General features: G+C 43.3%; 14 protein-coding genes and 1 tRNA gene. 7 read left to right on the top strand and 8 right to left on the bottom strand.

Annotated elements, in window-relative coordinates; genetic code table 11:
* Window positions 1–6: 6 nt before the first annotated feature.
* On the bottom strand, window positions 7–405 hold the full coding sequence (locus tag CO230_RS04440) for an N-6 DNA methylase (RefSeq protein ID WP_122027489.1): 399 nt from the start codon (window positions 403–405) through the stop codon (window positions 7–9).
* A 292-nt stretch (window positions 406–697) separates the two neighbouring features.
* Here CO230_RS04440 and CO230_RS04435 point away from each other — a divergent pair, with 292 nt between their 5' ends.
* The 3 genes from CO230_RS04435 to CO230_RS04425 all read left to right on the top strand — a co-directional run bounded on the left by CO230_RS04435 (window position 698) and on the right by CO230_RS04425 (window position 2,215).
* Window positions 698–1,363 carry an SMI1/KNR4 family protein gene (locus tag CO230_RS04435; RefSeq protein ID WP_122027488.1) on the top strand — a complete coding sequence of 222 codons (666 nt, stop codon included), beginning with the start codon at window positions 698–700 and terminating at the stop codon, window positions 1,361–1,363.
* A gap of 342 nt (window positions 1,364–1,705) precedes the next feature.
* Window positions 1,706–2,053 carry a hypothetical protein gene (locus CO230_RS04430; RefSeq protein WP_122027487.1) on the top strand — a complete coding sequence of 116 codons (348 nt, stop codon included), beginning with the start codon at window positions 1,706–1,708 and terminating at the stop codon, window positions 2,051–2,053.
* A gap of 88 nt (window positions 2,054–2,141) precedes the next feature.
* A tRNA-Pro gene (locus tag CO230_RS04425) sits at window positions 2,142–2,215 on the top strand.
* A gap of 124 nt (window positions 2,216–2,339) precedes the next feature.
* On the opposite strand, the gene CO230_RS04420 is transcribed toward CO230_RS04425, so the two are convergent.
* Entirely contained in the window at window positions 2,340–2,969 is a 630-nt protein-coding gene (locus tag CO230_RS04420; RefSeq protein WP_122028886.1) for a chloramphenicol acetyltransferase, read from the bottom strand.
* Between the two features lie 65 nt (window positions 2,970–3,034).
* The gene (locus tag CO230_RS04415; RefSeq protein ID WP_122027486.1) at window positions 3,035–3,868 is read right to left on the bottom strand and encodes a S1 RNA-binding domain-containing protein; all 834 of its coding nucleotides are present in this window, start codon (window positions 3,866–3,868) and stop codon (window positions 3,035–3,037) included.
* 4 nt (window positions 3,869–3,872) lie between these two features.
* Between CO230_RS04415 and CO230_RS04410 the strand changes: the two genes are divergently transcribed.
* On the top strand, window positions 3,873–4,130 hold the full coding sequence (locus CO230_RS04410; RefSeq protein WP_228438187.1) for a KTSC domain-containing protein: 258 nt from the start codon (window positions 3,873–3,875) through the stop codon (window positions 4,128–4,130).
* A gap of 105 nt (window positions 4,131–4,235) precedes the next feature.
* Here the strand turns inward: CO230_RS04410 and lpdA are convergent, their stop codons facing one another.
* From lpdA to recQ, 4 genes are all read right to left on the bottom strand, one after another.
* On the bottom strand, window positions 4,236–5,639 hold the full coding sequence (gene lpdA / locus CO230_RS04405) for a dihydrolipoyl dehydrogenase (protein WP_122027485.1): 1,404 nt from the start codon (window positions 5,637–5,639) through the stop codon (window positions 4,236–4,238).
* 84 nt (window positions 5,640–5,723) lie between these two features.
* Window positions 5,724–8,270: an adenosylcobalamin-dependent ribonucleoside-diphosphate reductase gene (locus CO230_RS04400; protein WP_122027484.1), complete on the bottom strand. Its 2,547-nt coding sequence runs from the start codon at window positions 8,268–8,270 to the stop codon at window positions 5,724–5,726.
* Window positions 8,271–8,422: 152 nt separating this feature from the next.
* Window positions 8,423–9,496: a glycosyltransferase gene (locus tag CO230_RS04395; protein WP_122027483.1), complete on the bottom strand. Its 1,074-nt coding sequence runs from the start codon at window positions 9,494–9,496 to the stop codon at window positions 8,423–8,425.
* A 45-nt stretch (window positions 9,497–9,541) separates the two neighbouring features.
* Window positions 9,542–11,746 (bottom strand): DNA helicase RecQ, encoded by a 2,205-nt coding sequence (recQ, locus tag CO230_RS04390; RefSeq protein ID WP_122027482.1) that lies wholly within the window; start codon window positions 11,744–11,746, stop codon window positions 9,542–9,544.
* Between the two features lie 209 nt (window positions 11,747–11,955).
* Here recQ and CO230_RS04385 point away from each other — a divergent pair, with 209 nt between their 5' ends.
* Window positions 11,956–12,915, top strand: coding sequence for an SIS domain-containing protein (locus tag CO230_RS04385; RefSeq protein WP_122027481.1), 960 nt, complete (start codon window positions 11,956–11,958; stop codon window positions 12,913–12,915).
* Window positions 12,916–12,979: 64 nt separating this feature from the next.
* Window positions 12,980–13,804 (top strand): twin-arginine translocase subunit TatC, encoded by an 825-nt coding sequence (gene tatC, locus CO230_RS04380; protein WP_185140502.1) that lies wholly within the window; start codon window positions 12,980–12,982, stop codon window positions 13,802–13,804.
* Between the two features lie 23 nt (window positions 13,805–13,827).
* On the opposite strand, the gene CO230_RS04375 is transcribed toward tatC, so the two are convergent.
* Window positions 13,828–14,253, bottom strand: coding sequence for an SRPBCC family protein (locus CO230_RS04375; protein ID WP_122027480.1), 426 nt, complete (start codon window positions 14,251–14,253; stop codon window positions 13,828–13,830).
* Between the two features lie 145 nt (window positions 14,254–14,398).
* Between CO230_RS04375 and CO230_RS04370 the strand changes: the two genes are divergently transcribed.
* Window positions 14,399–15,493, top strand: coding sequence for an MBL fold metallo-hydrolase (locus CO230_RS04370; protein ID WP_162989978.1), 1,095 nt, complete (start codon window positions 14,399–14,401; stop codon window positions 15,491–15,493).

The following is a 15,493-nucleotide window of genomic DNA, read 5'->3' as shown; positions in this document are numbered from 1 at the left end:
GATTCTTTAAGGCGGATTCGCAATTACAATATCAAATGAATTATTAACAGAAGATGTACATTCATGAAATAATGACGGAGTATTTTGTGAACTCGGCACATCAACAGATAGTAAAAAATCTTTGTGAACTAAATCAGATTTATCCTTTCCAAAACAAAATAAACGGTCTTTGGCAAAACTCAAATACTGTTCATTTGCATCATAACCAGTTAGCGAAAAATCAATTGCTTTTTCATTCAGGGCTTCTCCCATTGCAATTAATAATTCCCCTTCTCCACAAGCAGGGTCAAGAATACGGTTATTTATTGGTTGAGCATACAACGCAATTCTGTCAGCCAAAAAAACTGCAAGTTCTTTCGGTGTAAAGGTCGCACCAGTATTTTTTATTTGCTCTTTGGTTATCATCTTTGACAAAGATACTTAAAATCATCAAAACTGCAACGAGAAAAGTTAAGATTTTTACGATTAATTCTGAAAAACCATAAAATGCACTACAGTAAAAACATAACCAACACGAAAAACAAGAACGCCAGACTGTAACCAGGATTTTGCAAAAGAGCAGTTTAAGTGCTTCGTATAAAACTTTTTAGTAAATTTAAGCATTCGCACTTCTTTTAAACTTTGGTGCTAAAATCCGCTCCCTCGCAAAGCTCCAAACCGTTAGTTGCAACTTTACAGTCACACCCAACACAATAAAATGTGGTATAACAAATTTGCTTTTTCCAACAAACAAGACGGACTCAAGGAAGTTCCGATCGCCAGTTATTTCTCTGAATATGTGACTGAAGAAGAAATTAAACTGTATCCTGACATTAAAAAACTTTATCCAGAATTCCTAGATTACGAGAAACTCATAATTCCTAAAAACCTCACATTGACAACGGAATTTCGTGAGCTTTTGGAATACTCAAATGGCGGTGGAATAATAAACGGAGACAGAGAATTTGGATATTTTTCCTTGCAAGATATTCGCTATTATTATTTCGCCTACGGTTTTCCATTGTCGACACCCTATTTTTTACCAATTGCATTTAATGGTGGAGGGACATTTTACGCTTACGATTTCAGAGACTTAACAGACATTAAAATTGTAGCAGTTGGAGCCGGCGACTTAGAATATGAAAGTTCAGTTGTCCTTGGCCGGACTTTAGAAGAGGTTTTAAGCAAGACCATAAACATAGAAGAAGAGCTCGATATACTTTATCAACGAGCAGAACCTACTGAAAAGGGAATGAGAATAACTGAAATCTACAAAGCGCTTAAAAAAATTAAAAAGGACAAAGACGAAGAAAAAATTGACCTAAAAAGCTATATTCAGACTAAGCGAAAACTTGAAACTGAACTCAATGAATTGAAGATATAAACCGACAAAAGCAGCCGCTAACAAGGGTGACCGTCGCGCAACCTCAAATTACAGCAAACTCTGAAAATTCAAAAAAAAACAACCTCTTTAATCACCCGAAAGTTTAAAGCACCCCTGCAACAACCTTTCGGGTGTTCCCGAAAACTCCACGCACCCCTGCAACAACCTTTCGGGTGTCCCCGAAAACGCCAAACACGCGTGTAACAGGCTTTCCGGTGTTCCGGAAAAGTCAAAGCAGACCTGCAACAATTTTAATGATAATTAGATAAATTCCTTAGCAAATATTGATTATTCCCGTCTGTAAAAGAATAAATTTATATATTTGAAAATCAAATGATCGCTATGCAAGACTGCCTGGAATGTGGCGAGAAAATCATCGGTCGCAGCGATAAGAAATTCTGTAACGACGGTTGCCGGAACGCCTACAACAACAAACACAACAAAGATTCCACTAACCTGATGCGCAACATCAACAATAAGCTGCGCAAGAATCACCGCATCCTTTCTGAACAGAAATTCATTGAAGGCAAAGCCAAAACTACCCGCAATAAACTCATGGCCGAGGGTTTTGATTTCAGCTATTTTACAAGCCTGAAAGTCTATAAAAACGGCGCCGAATACCGCTTCGTGTATGATATTGGTTATAAATACCTGGAAGATGATTGGATCTTGCTGGTGCGGAAGGATTGAGCAGGCTGCGGCGATGTATATCTGTATCTGTGCCCAACACTGAAAATCATTTTGAGATTGCCAAACTATTTAATACTTTTGCACCGCGCGGGATGTAGCGCAGCCCGGTAGCGTACTTGCATGGGGTGCAAGGGGTCGCTGGTTCGAATCCAGTCATCCCGACGAAAAAAGAGCAGTTTGATGAACTGCTCTTTTATTATGTTTCGGCTCAGCGTTTCCTGCAATTTAGAAGATATTACCCGAATCTGGCTTTTTGATCCCTTCAATAGCTTTAAATGCTTTAAGCCTAATTAATATCCAGTTGACGTTGAAATGCCGCAAAATATTTTGCGATATGGTAGCCATCTGCCAACCCATGATGGGCCTCCACCGAAACCGGCAGGAACTTTCGGCCTTCCCTATCAACGATCTTTCCGAAGGTAATCTTCGGGACAGCATCATTCCTATTAAAATTAGTGGGATGCAGAATAGCGGTGAACGAAAGCCAGGGCAAGGTAGAATGGCGTATCAGCCCGGTTTTTGTGTCGTCATCATTCAATCTTAAGCCAGTAGAGTTCTGCACTTCCGCAATCTCTCTCCGCAGTTCTTTGGCAAAAGTCTGGAAGTCTGCTGAAAACTTCACGAAAATAAAAGCAAAAGTACCGTCTGCCCGTGCAATGGTCGCGCCGGCATCTACCGAATCATAAAGCACAACCTGATTATCGGCGATGCGCAGTTTCAGCTCTTCTACGGTATTTACCGCCAACATTGATTTGTGTAGATAAGTGGCAAAGAAAGATTGGTTCCTTTCTTTTGCATTACGGTACGTCTCCGTACAATCTACCTCAGCGGTGATGCCGAAAAATGGGCTGGCCATTTTAGAGAAAAACTCAAAATGTTCCTTTCGGTTCCAGGTTTCGGTATCGATGATTTTCATAATGATTTTCAGCTTGTTATTGAAACCCAATCTTACAGGATGTTCGATAGGAAGACAGACTTCCGTTAATCTTCGGTGATCAAACGGATTTTGTCGTCTAAAATCTCAATTTTCTTATCGCGGTACAGTCCGCCAATGGCTTTCTTAAAGTTTTTCTTGCTCATCTGAAGTTCTTGTTTGATTTCCTCGGGCTCCGATTTATCTGAAAGGTACAGCAACCCATAGTTCTGCTCAAGCCTATCAAGGATGATTTGCTGAAATTCATCATTATTCTCGTAACCTTCCGGCTGTAATGATACATCGATTTTACCGTCCTCGCGGATGGCTTTGATGTACCCAACTTCTTCTGACAGCGGGAAGAGTTTTTTATACACATCAGAGCCGTAAACCAAGCCAATATACTGTTGGTTGATAACGACATTCCACCCGAGTTCTCCCTCACCCATCAAGATCAGTTGTACTTTATCACCTTTGCGGAAGGGCAAGTCTTCATAAGTTGGGTTACGTTTGAATCTGGTGGTACCGGTAATCAAACCTACACTTTCATCAAAATATACATGTACAAGATACCTTTTGCCTTCTACAATCTTCTGTTTTTGTTGTTTGTACGGGATAAAGAGATCCTTGATGATTCCCCAGTCCATAAAGGCACCGCTGGGCAAGCTTTGTACACAAGACATCACGGCAAACTGGCCTACTTCGGCATTGGGTTTCTCGGTAGTAGCTTTCAGGCGGTCATCATCCTGATAGACGAAGACTTCCATTTCATCACCAATTTCGGCACTTTCGGTGGCAAAAATTTTGGGTAGGAAAGCGCGTTCCCCGTTTTCATCTTCCAGAAAAAATCCGGAATAGTTTTTTTCAGCGATTTTTAATAGTTGGGTTTTGCCGATGTTCATACAGATGGTATATTTAGCTGCAAAGGTAAGAAATCTAAAGGAACAGAAATTGCACAACCACGGCATGCCCTCTTCTGTCATTGCCAAATATTATTATAAACCTGAACGGGAGCTGCTTACCATCGTGTATGTCTCCGGTGCGGTATATCATTACCTTGATGTGCCACAAGCGGTGTTCGATGCGTTCCGGGAAGCATATTCAAAAGGAAATTTTCTGAATAAAAACATCAAACCGAACTTTCGGTATGTGAAAAGGGATTAAGGAGCGTTGTTAGCGCTTTGAGCGCTAACAACGCTGAAAAAATGGGAGAAAAAAAAAGAATCCGTTTCACACGGAAACGGACTCTTCGGTTATTAACTTTAAATCTTACATGTGGATGGCAATCTTCCCGGTCGCATCCAAAGCGGCTTCTTTAATGGCTTCCGCAAATGTTGGGTGTGCGTGGGACATTCTTGCGATATCTTCAGCGCTTGCCCGAAACTCCATTGCGGTTACGGCTGCGGCAATCATATCAGCGGCTCTGGCGCCGATCATGTGCACGCCTAGTACCTCATCGGTCTTTTCGTTGGCGATGATCTTGATGAATCCGTCAGTATCACCTGAGGCACGGCTTCGGCCCAAGGCTCTCATCGGGAAGTTACCGATTTTAATGGCCACACCTTCGGCTTTCAATTGTTCTTCGGTTTTGCCGACAGCCGCTACCTCTGGCCAGGTATAAACTACGCCCGGGATCAAGTTATAGTTGATGTGGGGTTTTTGCCCGGCAAGCTGTTCTGCTACCAATACGCCTTCTTCGGAAGCTTTGTGTGCCAACATGGCACCGGCTACCACATCACCAATCGCATAGATGTTAGAAACATTGGTCTGAAGCTGTTCATTGGTTTTTACGCGGCCTCTTTCATCAAGATCCACTCCGGCTTTTTCAAGTGCAAGGCCATCGGTATAAGGTCTTCTACCCACGGAAACCAATACGTAATCTCCCTCAACCACTACTTCTGCCCCTTTTTTGTCTTTAGCAGTCACTTTCACAGTGTCTCCGTTTCTTTCAACAGCCTGTACAGCGGTGGAAAGCATGAACTTGATACCTTGCTTACGCAGGACTTTGTTTAATTCTTTAGACAAAGCACCATCCATGGTAGGGATAATTTTATCCATAAACTCCACAACGGTAACTTCAGAACCTAATCTTTTGTACACCGACCCTAATTCCAGACCAATAACACCGCCGCCAATTACAATAAGATGTTTCGGGATTTCCTTAAGTCCCAGCGCCTCAGTTGAAGTGATGATGCGCTCTTTGTCTAAACTGATGAAAGGCAGAGAGCTTGGCTTGGAACCTGTTGCGATAATGGTATATTTCGAATCGATGGTTTCAGTGGAGCCATCATTTTTAGTCACTTTAATCTGTGTGGCAGATTCAAAACTTCCGACACCTTCAAATACGGTGATTTTATTTTTATCCATCAGGAAGGCGATTCCTTTGGTGGTTTGCTCTACCACTTCATCTTTGCGGGCAATCATGCGGGCAAGGTCTGCTTTTGGCTCACCAATCACAATCCCATGATTTGCAAAATTATGTTTGGCGTTTTCGAAGTGTTCGGAACTGTCCAGAAGTGCTTTGGAAGGGATGCAGCCTACGTTAAGGCAGGTGCCACCCATGGTGGGATATTTCTCGATAATAGCGGTTTTCATTCCGAGCTGTGCGCAGCGGATCGCCGCAACGTAACCTCCGGGGCCTGAACCGATAACAGTAACATCGAATTGACTCATTTTTATTCTTTTATTGGTTTAATTTTTAATATTTACAAAACTACAAATTTTGTGTGAGTGCCACACGTTTCTGATGGCTAAAAATTATCCGCATTTGGAGCTTCCGCAGTTTTTGCAGATCAGACAACCTTCCTGATAAACGACCTGATCCGAATGGCAGCTTGAGCATTTGCCTGAAGCCTTGGTACCATCTGCCACATATCTCTTGAGCGCTCTGGCAACACCGGCTTTCCAGTTATTGATGAATTCAGAATCCAGTTCGAGGCGGTTGATGAGTTCTACCACGTTTTCGATGGGCATCCCATGTCTGAGGGTTCCTGAAATGAGTTTAGCGTAGTTCCAGAATTCCGGATTGAATTTATGCGACAGTCCTTCGATGGTTGTTTTATAACCGCGCAGGTTTTTGAACTGAAAATCATAACGTGTCTTCCCGTTTTCGTCGCGGTTTTTTATGATAAGCCCTTCATTTACCCAACGTGGCAAAGAGATGCCTTCTTCGTCATCTGCCAGACCGGTGAAAATTTCGTAGGGTTTTTTATCGATAAGCCCCACAAAGGCAATCCATTTATCTTTATTATTCTGGAATCTTACGATTTCGGCTTCTAAAACCTGTGGTCTTTTGGTGGGGAAAATAGCTGGAACCTGGACTTCGGTTTTTTTCTCCTCACTGGAAATCAATACTCCGGAGCGTGAGCCATCACGGTACACCGTCACGCCCTTACAACCCACTTCCCAGGCTTTGATGTAAAGCTGATTCACGAGTTCTTCGGTGGCGTCGTTCGGGATGTTGATGGTTACAGAAATCGAATGGTCCACCCATTTCTGTATCGCGCCCTGCATTTCTACTTTACTCAGCCAATCGACATCATTAGAGGTTGCTTTATAATAAGGCGATTTTTCAATGATTTTATTGATCTCCTCTTGGGTATAATTTTTTTCGGTATCAATCCCCTGCACCTGCATCCACTGCTTAAAACGGTGATGGAACACGAGATATTCTTCCCAAGAATCGCCTACTTCATCTACAAAATCTACCCGAACATCCTTATCATTAGGGTTTACTTTCCTTCTTCTTTTATATACGGGTAAAAACACCGGCTCAATACCTGAGGTGGTTTGCGACATCAGCGAGGTGCTTCCGGTAGGCGCCACGGTGAGCAGCGCAATATTTCGGCGGCCATATTGCTGCATATCTTCATAAAGCGCCGGATTGGCTTCTTTAATTCTCTGTACAAAAGGGTTTTTCGCCTCTCTTTCAGCACTGTAGACCGCAAAGACACCACGCTCTTTTGCCAATGCTACAGAGGAACGATATGCGGCCAGTGCTAGTGTCTTATGTACTAAAGTCGAAAAATCATTGCCTTCTTTGCTGCCGTACTGTATATTAAGTGCCGCCAGCATATCGCCTTCCGCTGTGATGCCTACGCCTGTTCTTCTGCCTTCGATGGTTTTTTTACGGATCTTCAGCCACAGATTTCTTTCGGTTGCTTTTATATCATCCCCTTCAGGGTCCTGTTCAATTTTTTGAAGAATGGCGTCGATCTTTTCAATTTCAAGGTCAATGATATCGTCCATCATACGTTGGGCATAGCCTACGTGTTTACGGAAAAGATCAAAATTAAATTTGGCTTCTTTGGTAAAAGGATTCTCTACATAAGAGAACAGGTTTATAGCTAAAAGCCTGCAAGAGTCGTACGGACACAGTGGTATTTCGCCACAGGGATTGGTAGAGACCGTTTCGTAGCCCAAATCGGCATAACAATCCGGCAATGACTCTCTAATAATGGTATCCCAGAAAAGTACACCGGGTTCGGCAGATTTCCAGGCGTTATGGATGATTTTATCCCAAAGTTCGGTCGCTTTCACTTCTTTTTCAAATTTGGGCTGCGCACTATGGATGGGATATTTCTGGGTATAGCTGTCTTTTTCCACCACGGCCTTCATAAACTCATCATCAATACGCACCGAAATATTGGCACCCGTGATTTTCCCCTGCTCTAGTTTAGCATCAATAAAGTCGCCGGAATCCGGATGGTTAACCGATACGGAAAGCATCAGCGCACCACGGCGGCCATCCTGCGCAACCTCGCGCGTGGAGTTGGAATACCGCTCCATAAAAGGCACCAAGCCTGTCGAAGTAAGCGCAGAGTTTTTAACCGCGGAACCTTTCGGCCGAATATGGGAAAGATCGTGTCCCACACCACCACGGCGTTTCATAAGCTGCACCTGCTCTTCATCAATCTTCATGATGCTGCCATAAGAATCGCTGTCGGTACCGTTGCCAATTACAAAACAATTTGAAAGTGAGGCAATCTGAAAATCGTTGCCAATCCCTGTCATCGGGCTGCCCTGCGGGATGATATACTTAAAACCCTTAATGACATCGAAGATTTCTTCTTTTGAGAGCGGATGCGGATATTTGGCTTCAATCCGCGCAATTTCCGAGGCAATGCGATGGTGCATGTGATCGGGCGTTTGCTCATAAATATTTCCTTCGGAATCTTTTAACGCATATTTACTCACCCAGACTTTCGCAGCCAAATCATCCCCGCCAAAATACTCAAGCGTTCGTTCGTAAGCGTCTTTATAGGAATAAACGGTAGATTTTTTTTCAGCGTATAACGTTTTCATACTTTAAAATTTAATTAATTAAAGTTGAGAAGATATTCCGAATTAAAAAAATTGTTTACAAATTTTTAGGATTATATTATTGAATATCAATATGTTAAAATTTATCAACAATTGAAAAGTTTACAAATATTAATTGCACCATCAATTTTAGTTTATAAATTAGACAACAAATCTTCATATTTTTTGAGGATAAACTCTTTAGAAAACCGAGCCTTAACCGAATTTGCAATTTTGTCTGCGTCATGTGTTTCATTCACTGCTTTCAAAATGCGCCTCGCAAAATCATCAAGATTTTCCACAGAAGAAATCTCACCGTTTACACCATGTATAATGATTTCATTGATGCCTCCCGGACAGTTATTAGCCAAGGAATACACACCACACGCGCCGGCTTCTAGTAACACGTTCGGAAAGCCCTCGTACCGCGAAGAAAGGACGAACAAATCCGCAAACCTGAGGAAACGGTAAGGATTTTTCTGCTGCCCATGAAATGTTACGTGTCGCAGGCCCAGTCCTTCTTTTAACTGATGAAGCATTTCGCGATCGCGCCCATCGCCTACGATATGAAGGTGAATCCTGTACTCTTTAAGGTGAACAAAAACCCTCAGTAAATGATCGAAGCCTTTTCGTGCCGAAAGATTTCCAATCGCAACTACATTTTTAAAATTTGGTTTAAAACATTCAGGCTTTTCAGCGCTTTCTAACTGATTGTGGATGAAATCAAAATCTACCGGATTGTTAATTTTTACCGTTTTGGCGGGCTTAATATTAAAATTTACCATTAAATCATTCCGCATATCATCACTTTGACAAATGATGCGGTGATAATGGTTATAAAATCGGTAAAAAAAACGAATTTCAGGGCGCGTCACATGCTTTGAAACCACATTAGTTTCTCTTGCCACGAACTTTGTTTTGCCTAAAAAAGGGATGAACATCGCCAGATACGCATTGATTTCCCCAAATCCGCTGAACACGACATCCGGTTTGCGTCGCTTTATTTCACGCACTATGGGCCAAAGGGAATGGCGGATGCGCGGCGTCTTAAGATCAACAACTTCCACATCGCTCTTCAACAAGGGCAAGTAGCCGCCCTCTTTGCGCAGAAGCATGATTTTGGGCAGAAACCGATCGCGGGGCAAATGATTTGCGAGGGTCAGCACCACGCGTTCCGCACCGCCGGTTTCAAGGTCTGGAAGGATGAAGATGATGGTTTTTCTGTCCATTTTAACTATGTTCCGGCCTCAGATGACAGATGAAGTTTCCAAGGATTAATTGGCCACATCTGAAATAAATTTGATGCGCAGCATACGTACCTCTTCATCCGTAAGGTCGTCGCCAAACTCGGCCAGCAGCACTTTCATGCTGTCGCTTTCGCTTTCTCCCATGAAGGTCATGAACTCTTCGACAATATCCTCATCGAAATTCTCATCAATGTAATAATCAATATTAAGCTTGGTCCCCTGATATACGATGCGTTCCATTTCTTTAAGCAAATCATCCATCGAAAGATTTTTGGCTTTCGCAATGTCTTCAAGGTCAATTTTCTTATCAGTGCTTTGGATGATGAACACTTTGTGGCTGGACTTATTCGCCACCTGTTTCAGCACCATGTCCTGGGTTCTTTCGATATTGTTTTCCTCCACATACTGGCGGATGAAATCGGCGAAAGCTTTACCATATCTTCTTGCTTTGCCCTCGCCTACACCGTAGATCTTGCTAATTTCTTCAATCGTGACAGGGTACTGCACCGTCATGTCCTCCAAACTGGGATCCATAAACACCGTGTAAGGTGGTATGCCATGTGTTTTAGCGACTTTTTTCCTAAGTTCCTTCAATTGTGTAAACAACACCTCATCAAGTCCGCTGCCCGCTGTCGGCTGCGCCGCTCCGCTGTCGGCTTTTGTCTGGGCGAGATCATATTGCCTGTCTTCCGCAATCATGAACGGCTCGTCATGGTTGCCAGAGATTACTTCTAACCCTTTTGGGGTAAGTTTCAGCACACCGTAAGTTTCGATATCTTTTTGCAGGAAATTCTGTACTGTTGCCTGACGGATGATGGTTTTCCAGAAATTCTCCGGCTGGTTTTTCCCGAAACCGAAATGTTTGCTGGCATCAAGCTTATAGGATTTGGTCACCGAATTTTCTTTACCAACAATAACGGCAAGCAAATCTTTGGTTTTGAATTTTTCTTCAAAATCCTTCACTAAAGTCAGCACCTGTTTTAGTTCCGCAGAAGCGTCTTTAAGGGTGGGTGGATTGACGGAATTATCGCACATCTGCGCGCCCGCACCATTCACCGGATCGAAGTGCTCGCCAAAATAATAAAGAATATACTGGCGACGACTCATGGAGGTTTCTGCATATCCTACGACTTCATTGAGGAGTTGCAAACCGATTTCCCTTTCTGACACGGGCTTTTGCGCAAGGAACTTCTCGAGTTTTTCAATGTCTTTCGGATCATAAAATGCGAGGCAGTAGCCTTCGCCGCCATCGCGACCCGCACGGCCAGTTTCCTGATAATAACTTTCGAGTGACTTTGGAATATCGTAATGGATTACGAAACGCACGTCGGGTTTATCAATCCCCATCCCGAAAGCAATGGTAGCGACGATCACATCAGCCTCCTCCATCAAAAACTTATCTTGGTTGGCAACGCGCGTTTTCTGGTCAAGACCTGCATGATAAGGTAAGGCATTGATGCCGTTTACCTGAAGCAGTTGCGCGAACTCCTCCACCTTGCGGCGGCTGAGGCAATACACGATGCCAGATTTACCTTTATGCTGATTGATGAATTTTACAATCTCGCGGTCGATATTTACTTTTGGTCTTACCTCATAAAAGAGATTCGGGCGGTTGAAGCTTTCTTTGAACACCAAAGCGTTGCTCATCCCGAGGGTTTTCTGTATATCATCTTGCACTTTCGGTGTCGCTGTGGCGGTAAGTGCGATGACGGGAACATCGGCGATCTTATCAATAATCAGTTTGAGGTTTCGGTATTCCGGGCGGAAATCGTGTCCCCATTCTGAGATACAATGGGCTTCATCAATGGCGACAAAAGAGATTTTCACTTCACGCAGAAACTCCAGATAATCTTCTTTAATCAAGGATTCGGGGGCTAAGTACAGCAATTTGGTTTTACCACTCTTGATGTCATCAAACACCTGTTTGGTCTGCGATTTATTTAGGGACGAATTGAGAACATGGGCCACACCCTCATCAGAAGAAAGCCCGTTAACGGCATCTACCTGATTTTTCATGAGGGCAATAAGAGGCGAAACCACAATGGCAGTTCCTTCGGAAATCAGCGCAGGAAGCTGATAACAAAGCGATTTTCCCCCACCGGTAGGCATCAGCACGAAAATATCTTTACCCTGTAGTAAATTTTTGATAATCTCTTCCTGTTGTCCTTTAAATGTTGAAAAGCCGAAATATTTTTTGAGTTCTTTCGATAAATCGGCAGTATTTTTTTTCATTTTGATTGTAAATTATTATAAATGCAACATCGCACACATCCTTGCACAGGGCGCTTTGGCCGCCATACGATGAGATACTTGAAAATGTTTGCTAAATTTGCATTTTACCCAAAGTTAGAAAATAAATATTAAAATAAGAAATACAGCAGCTCATTTGGGTAAAAACTTCATCAATTAATTTATTACCCGACAATCTTCTGCCAAATACTATGGAAAACGCCCATATCCTTCAAATTGCACGCGAGGCACTTCAAACCGAAATTTCAGAACTCGAAAAGCTTAAAAACCGTCTTGGTGAAGCCTTCATCAGCGCAGTGAAACTCATACACGAAGCGAGGGGCAAACTAATCATCGTAGGCATTGGCAAATCCGCTCACGTTGGTAATAAAATCGTGGCCACGCTGAATTCCACCGGTACCCCATCGCAGTTTCTGCACGCTTCAGAGGCCATCCACGGGGATTTGGGTGTGATACAGAATACTGATGTGGTCCTTTGCATCTCCAACTCAGGGAATTCGCCTGAGATCGTGACGCTTTTGCCTTTCCTTAAGCAATACTCGGCGGCTTTGATCGGCATGACCGGAAAAATGACTTCCAAACTTGCGGAAATATCTGACATTGTTTTGGATACCTCTGTTGATAAAGAAGCCTGCCCTATTAAACTGGCCCCGACAAGCTCTACCACGGTACAGATGGCGCTTGGCGATGCGCTGGCGGTTTGTTTGATGGAACTCAGCGGGTTTCGCGCGCATGATTTCGCACGTTTTCACCCGGGCGGAAGTCTGGGCAAAAACCTGACAGCCAAGGTAGAGCAGTTCCTTTCACCACAAAAACCACAGGTTAGCGAAACTGCCGGCATCCGCGAGATTATCATTTCCATCAGTGCTTCTACACACGGTATTACGGTAGTGACAGACGGCGAACAAATTACCGGCGTGATTACCGATGGCGACCTGCGCCGGATGTTGCTTGGCGAAAACGACCTGAGCACTGTCACCGCACGGGACATCATGAGCAAGAACCCAAAATCCATTGATAAAGAAGCGCTTGCGAAGGAAGCAATGGCTATTCTAAAGGACAAGAACATCGGTCAACTGATTGTCACCTCTAACGGGAGATATCATGGGATCATTGATATCCACCGTCTTTTAGATGAAGGAATCAACTGATAGATGGTTGAATAATTTACGTTAAATTTGCGCAGTTTTTTTAACCATAAAAACACCCATATCTGTGAGCGAGAGAAAAGAAATGTCTTTTTGGGGACACATCGGCGAGTTACGCGGGCACCTGATCCGCTCCCTTATTGCTATTGTGGTTGGCGCCATTGTGGTAGGACTAAATGTGAACTGGATTATGGACCATATCTTTTTTGGGCCCACCAGAAATGATTTTTTTACCTTTCGGGTGGTAAATCATTTTTCGCGCGAGCTGATCGGCGAAGACAGCATCGTGCTTCCCGGTGAGTTTGCCGTGCAGCAGAAAAAACTCTTCCAGCAGTTTAATGTAATGATGTCTGTTTCCATCTTTGGTGGGCTGGTAGCGGCTTTTCCGTATATCGTGTGGGAACTCTGGCGTTTTATTTCACCCGCGCTTCATCCCAATGAAAGAAAAAATTCGGTTTTTCTGATCAATTTTGTATGGATACTCTTCCTGGCGGGCATCCTTTGCGGTTACTTCCTTATTTTGCCTTTTGCGATTAATTTCGGTTTACTTTTCAAAATCTCAGATTCGATCACACAACTTTTCGATCTGACGGATTATACCACGCTTTTCCTACAGGTAGTCTTAGGAATGGGCATTGTTTTCCTGTTTCCGGTGATTGTGTACTTCCTGACATCCATCGGCATTCTGACACCAAAATTCATGCGCACTTACCGTCGCCATGCGATTGTGCTGATTATGGTAGTGGCAGCCATCATTACCCCAGCCGATGTGATGAGTATGTTGATGGCCGCCTTCCCATTGGTTTTGCTATATGAATTCAGTATCATGATGAGCGCCTACACCTTCAGAAAATTACAGAAAAGGGAACAGCTCCCTGTTAAAACATCATAGAAAACACGCCACAAGGCGTGTTTTTAATATTCTACATATTTCCTTAGCTGCACGTTCACGATTTCAGCCCACCTTTTCTCGAAGTTTTCCCGATGGAACTCACTGCCGAGATGGTGGAGGTTTTCGAGGCCCTTATGTGTCAGGGTAACGATTGTGGCGTCCCCATCCTCTTCAAGCTGCCATTTTACAATGGTTTTTTCTTTTGAAAGTTCCGGGTAAGACCATGTGTGTTTCAGTTTTTTTCCGGGAATGATTTCCAGGATTTCTGCATGATGATGAAATTTCTGCGCGGTTCCGGGTTCATAAAAATTGAATTCATTGTGGACACCCAACTCAAAATCGGGGATGTCAAAATACCACTGCTTCATTTGGGCTTTATCGGTTAAGGCTTTCCACACTTTTTCAGCCGGTGACGCAAGTTTCTGTTTTACAATTACATTCTCGTGCATAATGGTGTTGATTTTTAAATTATAGTATTAAAATTAAGGATAATTTTACCGGTAACCGAAAATAACTGCCTGATTTCCATCATCCCTAAAATTGAATTACATTTGCTGTCTTTCTGTAGAATAAATGAAAATCTTCCTTAAAATAATGATTGCCTTTATCACTGTTGTTGTGCTGCTTCTTGTCGCCACACTCATCATCATCAACCAGCCCCAATTCGGCAAAGCACCTTCGGGCAAACGCCTCGAAAGGATCAAAAACTCGCCGCATTATAAAAACGGCCGTTTCGATAACCTGAATGCGACACCGCAGCTTGCAGAGGATACCTCGATGCCGGAAGTGATGTTCCGTATGCTTTTCGGTACCAAAAAGCTGTTGAAACCTGCCACAAAACTCAATTTCACCAAAACAGACCTTAAAAATCTTCAGCGGCACGAAAACGTATTCATTTGGATGGGACATTCCTCTTATTTTTTACAGACTGAAGGCAAGAAAATTCTTGTAGATCCTGTTTTAAGTGGCTACGCCGCACCTTTTTCATTTATCAATAAAGCATTCGCCGGCACTGATCTATATTCTGCTGATGATTTGCCTGAACTGGATTATCTGATGATTACACACGATCACTGGGATCACCTGGATTTTGAAACCGTTACCAAAATAAAATCTAAAGTAAAAACCGTCATCACTGGCCTAGGCACCGCTGAACATCTGGAGTATTGGGGTTACGACCCGAAAAAAATAATTGAGTTGGATTGGGGCGAAAAACACAATCTAGAAGAAGGATTTACCGTACATTGCGAAACCGCACGGCACTTTTCCGGACGTGGACTAAAGCGGGACCAAGCGATTTGGGCCAGTTTTGTGCTTGAAAGTCCGCGGCAGTGCATTTACATCGGTGGCGACAGCGGGTATGATGGACACTTCAGTAAAATAGGCGAGAAATACGGCCATTTCGATTTGGCAATCCTTGAAAACGGGCAATATAATAAAGATTGGCGCTACATCCATTTTATGCCAGGAGAAAACATACAGGCCATGAAAGACCTTCGCGCAAAACGTATGATCCCGGTACATTCATCGAAATTCACGCTGGCTGCACACCCATGGAACGAGCCACTGAATAAAGTAACCGAACTGAATACCGAGAATCTACGCATCATCACCCCCGCCATTGGCGAAAAGGCCGCCTGGGAAGATGATAATAAGACATACCGTAAATGGTGGCTTGATTACGACTAA

The sequence above is a fragment of the Chryseobacterium sp. 6424 genome, assembly GCF_003692615.1.
Classification (GTDB): Bacteria; Bacteroidota; Bacteroidia; order Flavobacteriales; family Weeksellaceae; genus Kaistella.
The sequence above is the reverse complement of the archived record's forward strand: the minus strand, read 5'-3'. Positions and strand labels throughout refer to the sequence as shown.

What these genes read in the sequence shown, in the direction of transcription:
- CO230_RS04440 (WP_122027489.1), bottom strand. Translation starts at nt 405, where the DNA reads ATGATAACCAAAGAGCAAATAAAAAATACTGGTGCGACCTTTACACCG.
- CO230_RS04435 (WP_122027488.1), top strand. Translation starts at nt 698, where the DNA reads ATGTGGTATAACAAATTTGCTTTTTCCAACAAACAAGACGGACTCAAG.
- CO230_RS04430 (WP_122027487.1), top strand. Translation starts at nt 1,706, where the DNA reads ATGCAAGACTGCCTGGAATGTGGCGAGAAAATCATCGGTCGCAGCGAT.
- CO230_RS04420 (WP_122028886.1), bottom strand. Translation starts at nt 2,969, where the DNA reads ATGAAAATCATCGATACCGAAACCTGGAACCGAAAGGAACATTTTGAG.
- CO230_RS04415 (WP_122027486.1), bottom strand. Translation starts at nt 3,868, where the DNA reads ATGAACATCGGCAAAACCCAACTATTAAAAATCGCTGAAAAAAACTAT.
- CO230_RS04410 (WP_228438187.1), top strand. Translation starts at nt 3,873, where the DNA reads ATGGTATATTTAGCTGCAAAGGTAAGAAATCTAAAGGAACAGAAATTG.
- lpdA (WP_122027485.1), bottom strand. Translation starts at nt 5,639, where the DNA reads ATGAGTCAATTCGATGTTACTGTTATCGGTTCAGGCCCCGGAGGTTAC.
- CO230_RS04400 (WP_122027484.1), bottom strand. Translation starts at nt 8,270, where the DNA reads ATGAAAACGTTATACGCTGAAAAAAAATCTACCGTTTATTCCTATAAA.
- CO230_RS04395 (WP_122027483.1), bottom strand. Translation starts at nt 9,496, where the DNA reads ATGGACAGAAAAACCATCATCTTCATCCTTCCAGACCTTGAAACCGGC.
- recQ (WP_122027482.1), bottom strand. Translation starts at nt 11,746, where the DNA reads ATGAAAAAAAATACTGCCGATTTATCGAAAGAACTCAAAAAATATTTC.
- CO230_RS04385 (WP_122027481.1), top strand. Translation starts at nt 11,956, where the DNA reads ATGGAAAACGCCCATATCCTTCAAATTGCACGCGAGGCACTTCAAACC.
- CO230_RS04375 (WP_122027480.1), bottom strand. Translation starts at nt 14,253, where the DNA reads ATGCACGAGAATGTAATTGTAAAACAGAAACTTGCGTCACCGGCTGAA.
- CO230_RS04370 (WP_162989978.1), top strand. Translation starts at nt 14,399, where the DNA reads ATGATTGCCTTTATCACTGTTGTTGTGCTGCTTCTTGTCGCCACACTC.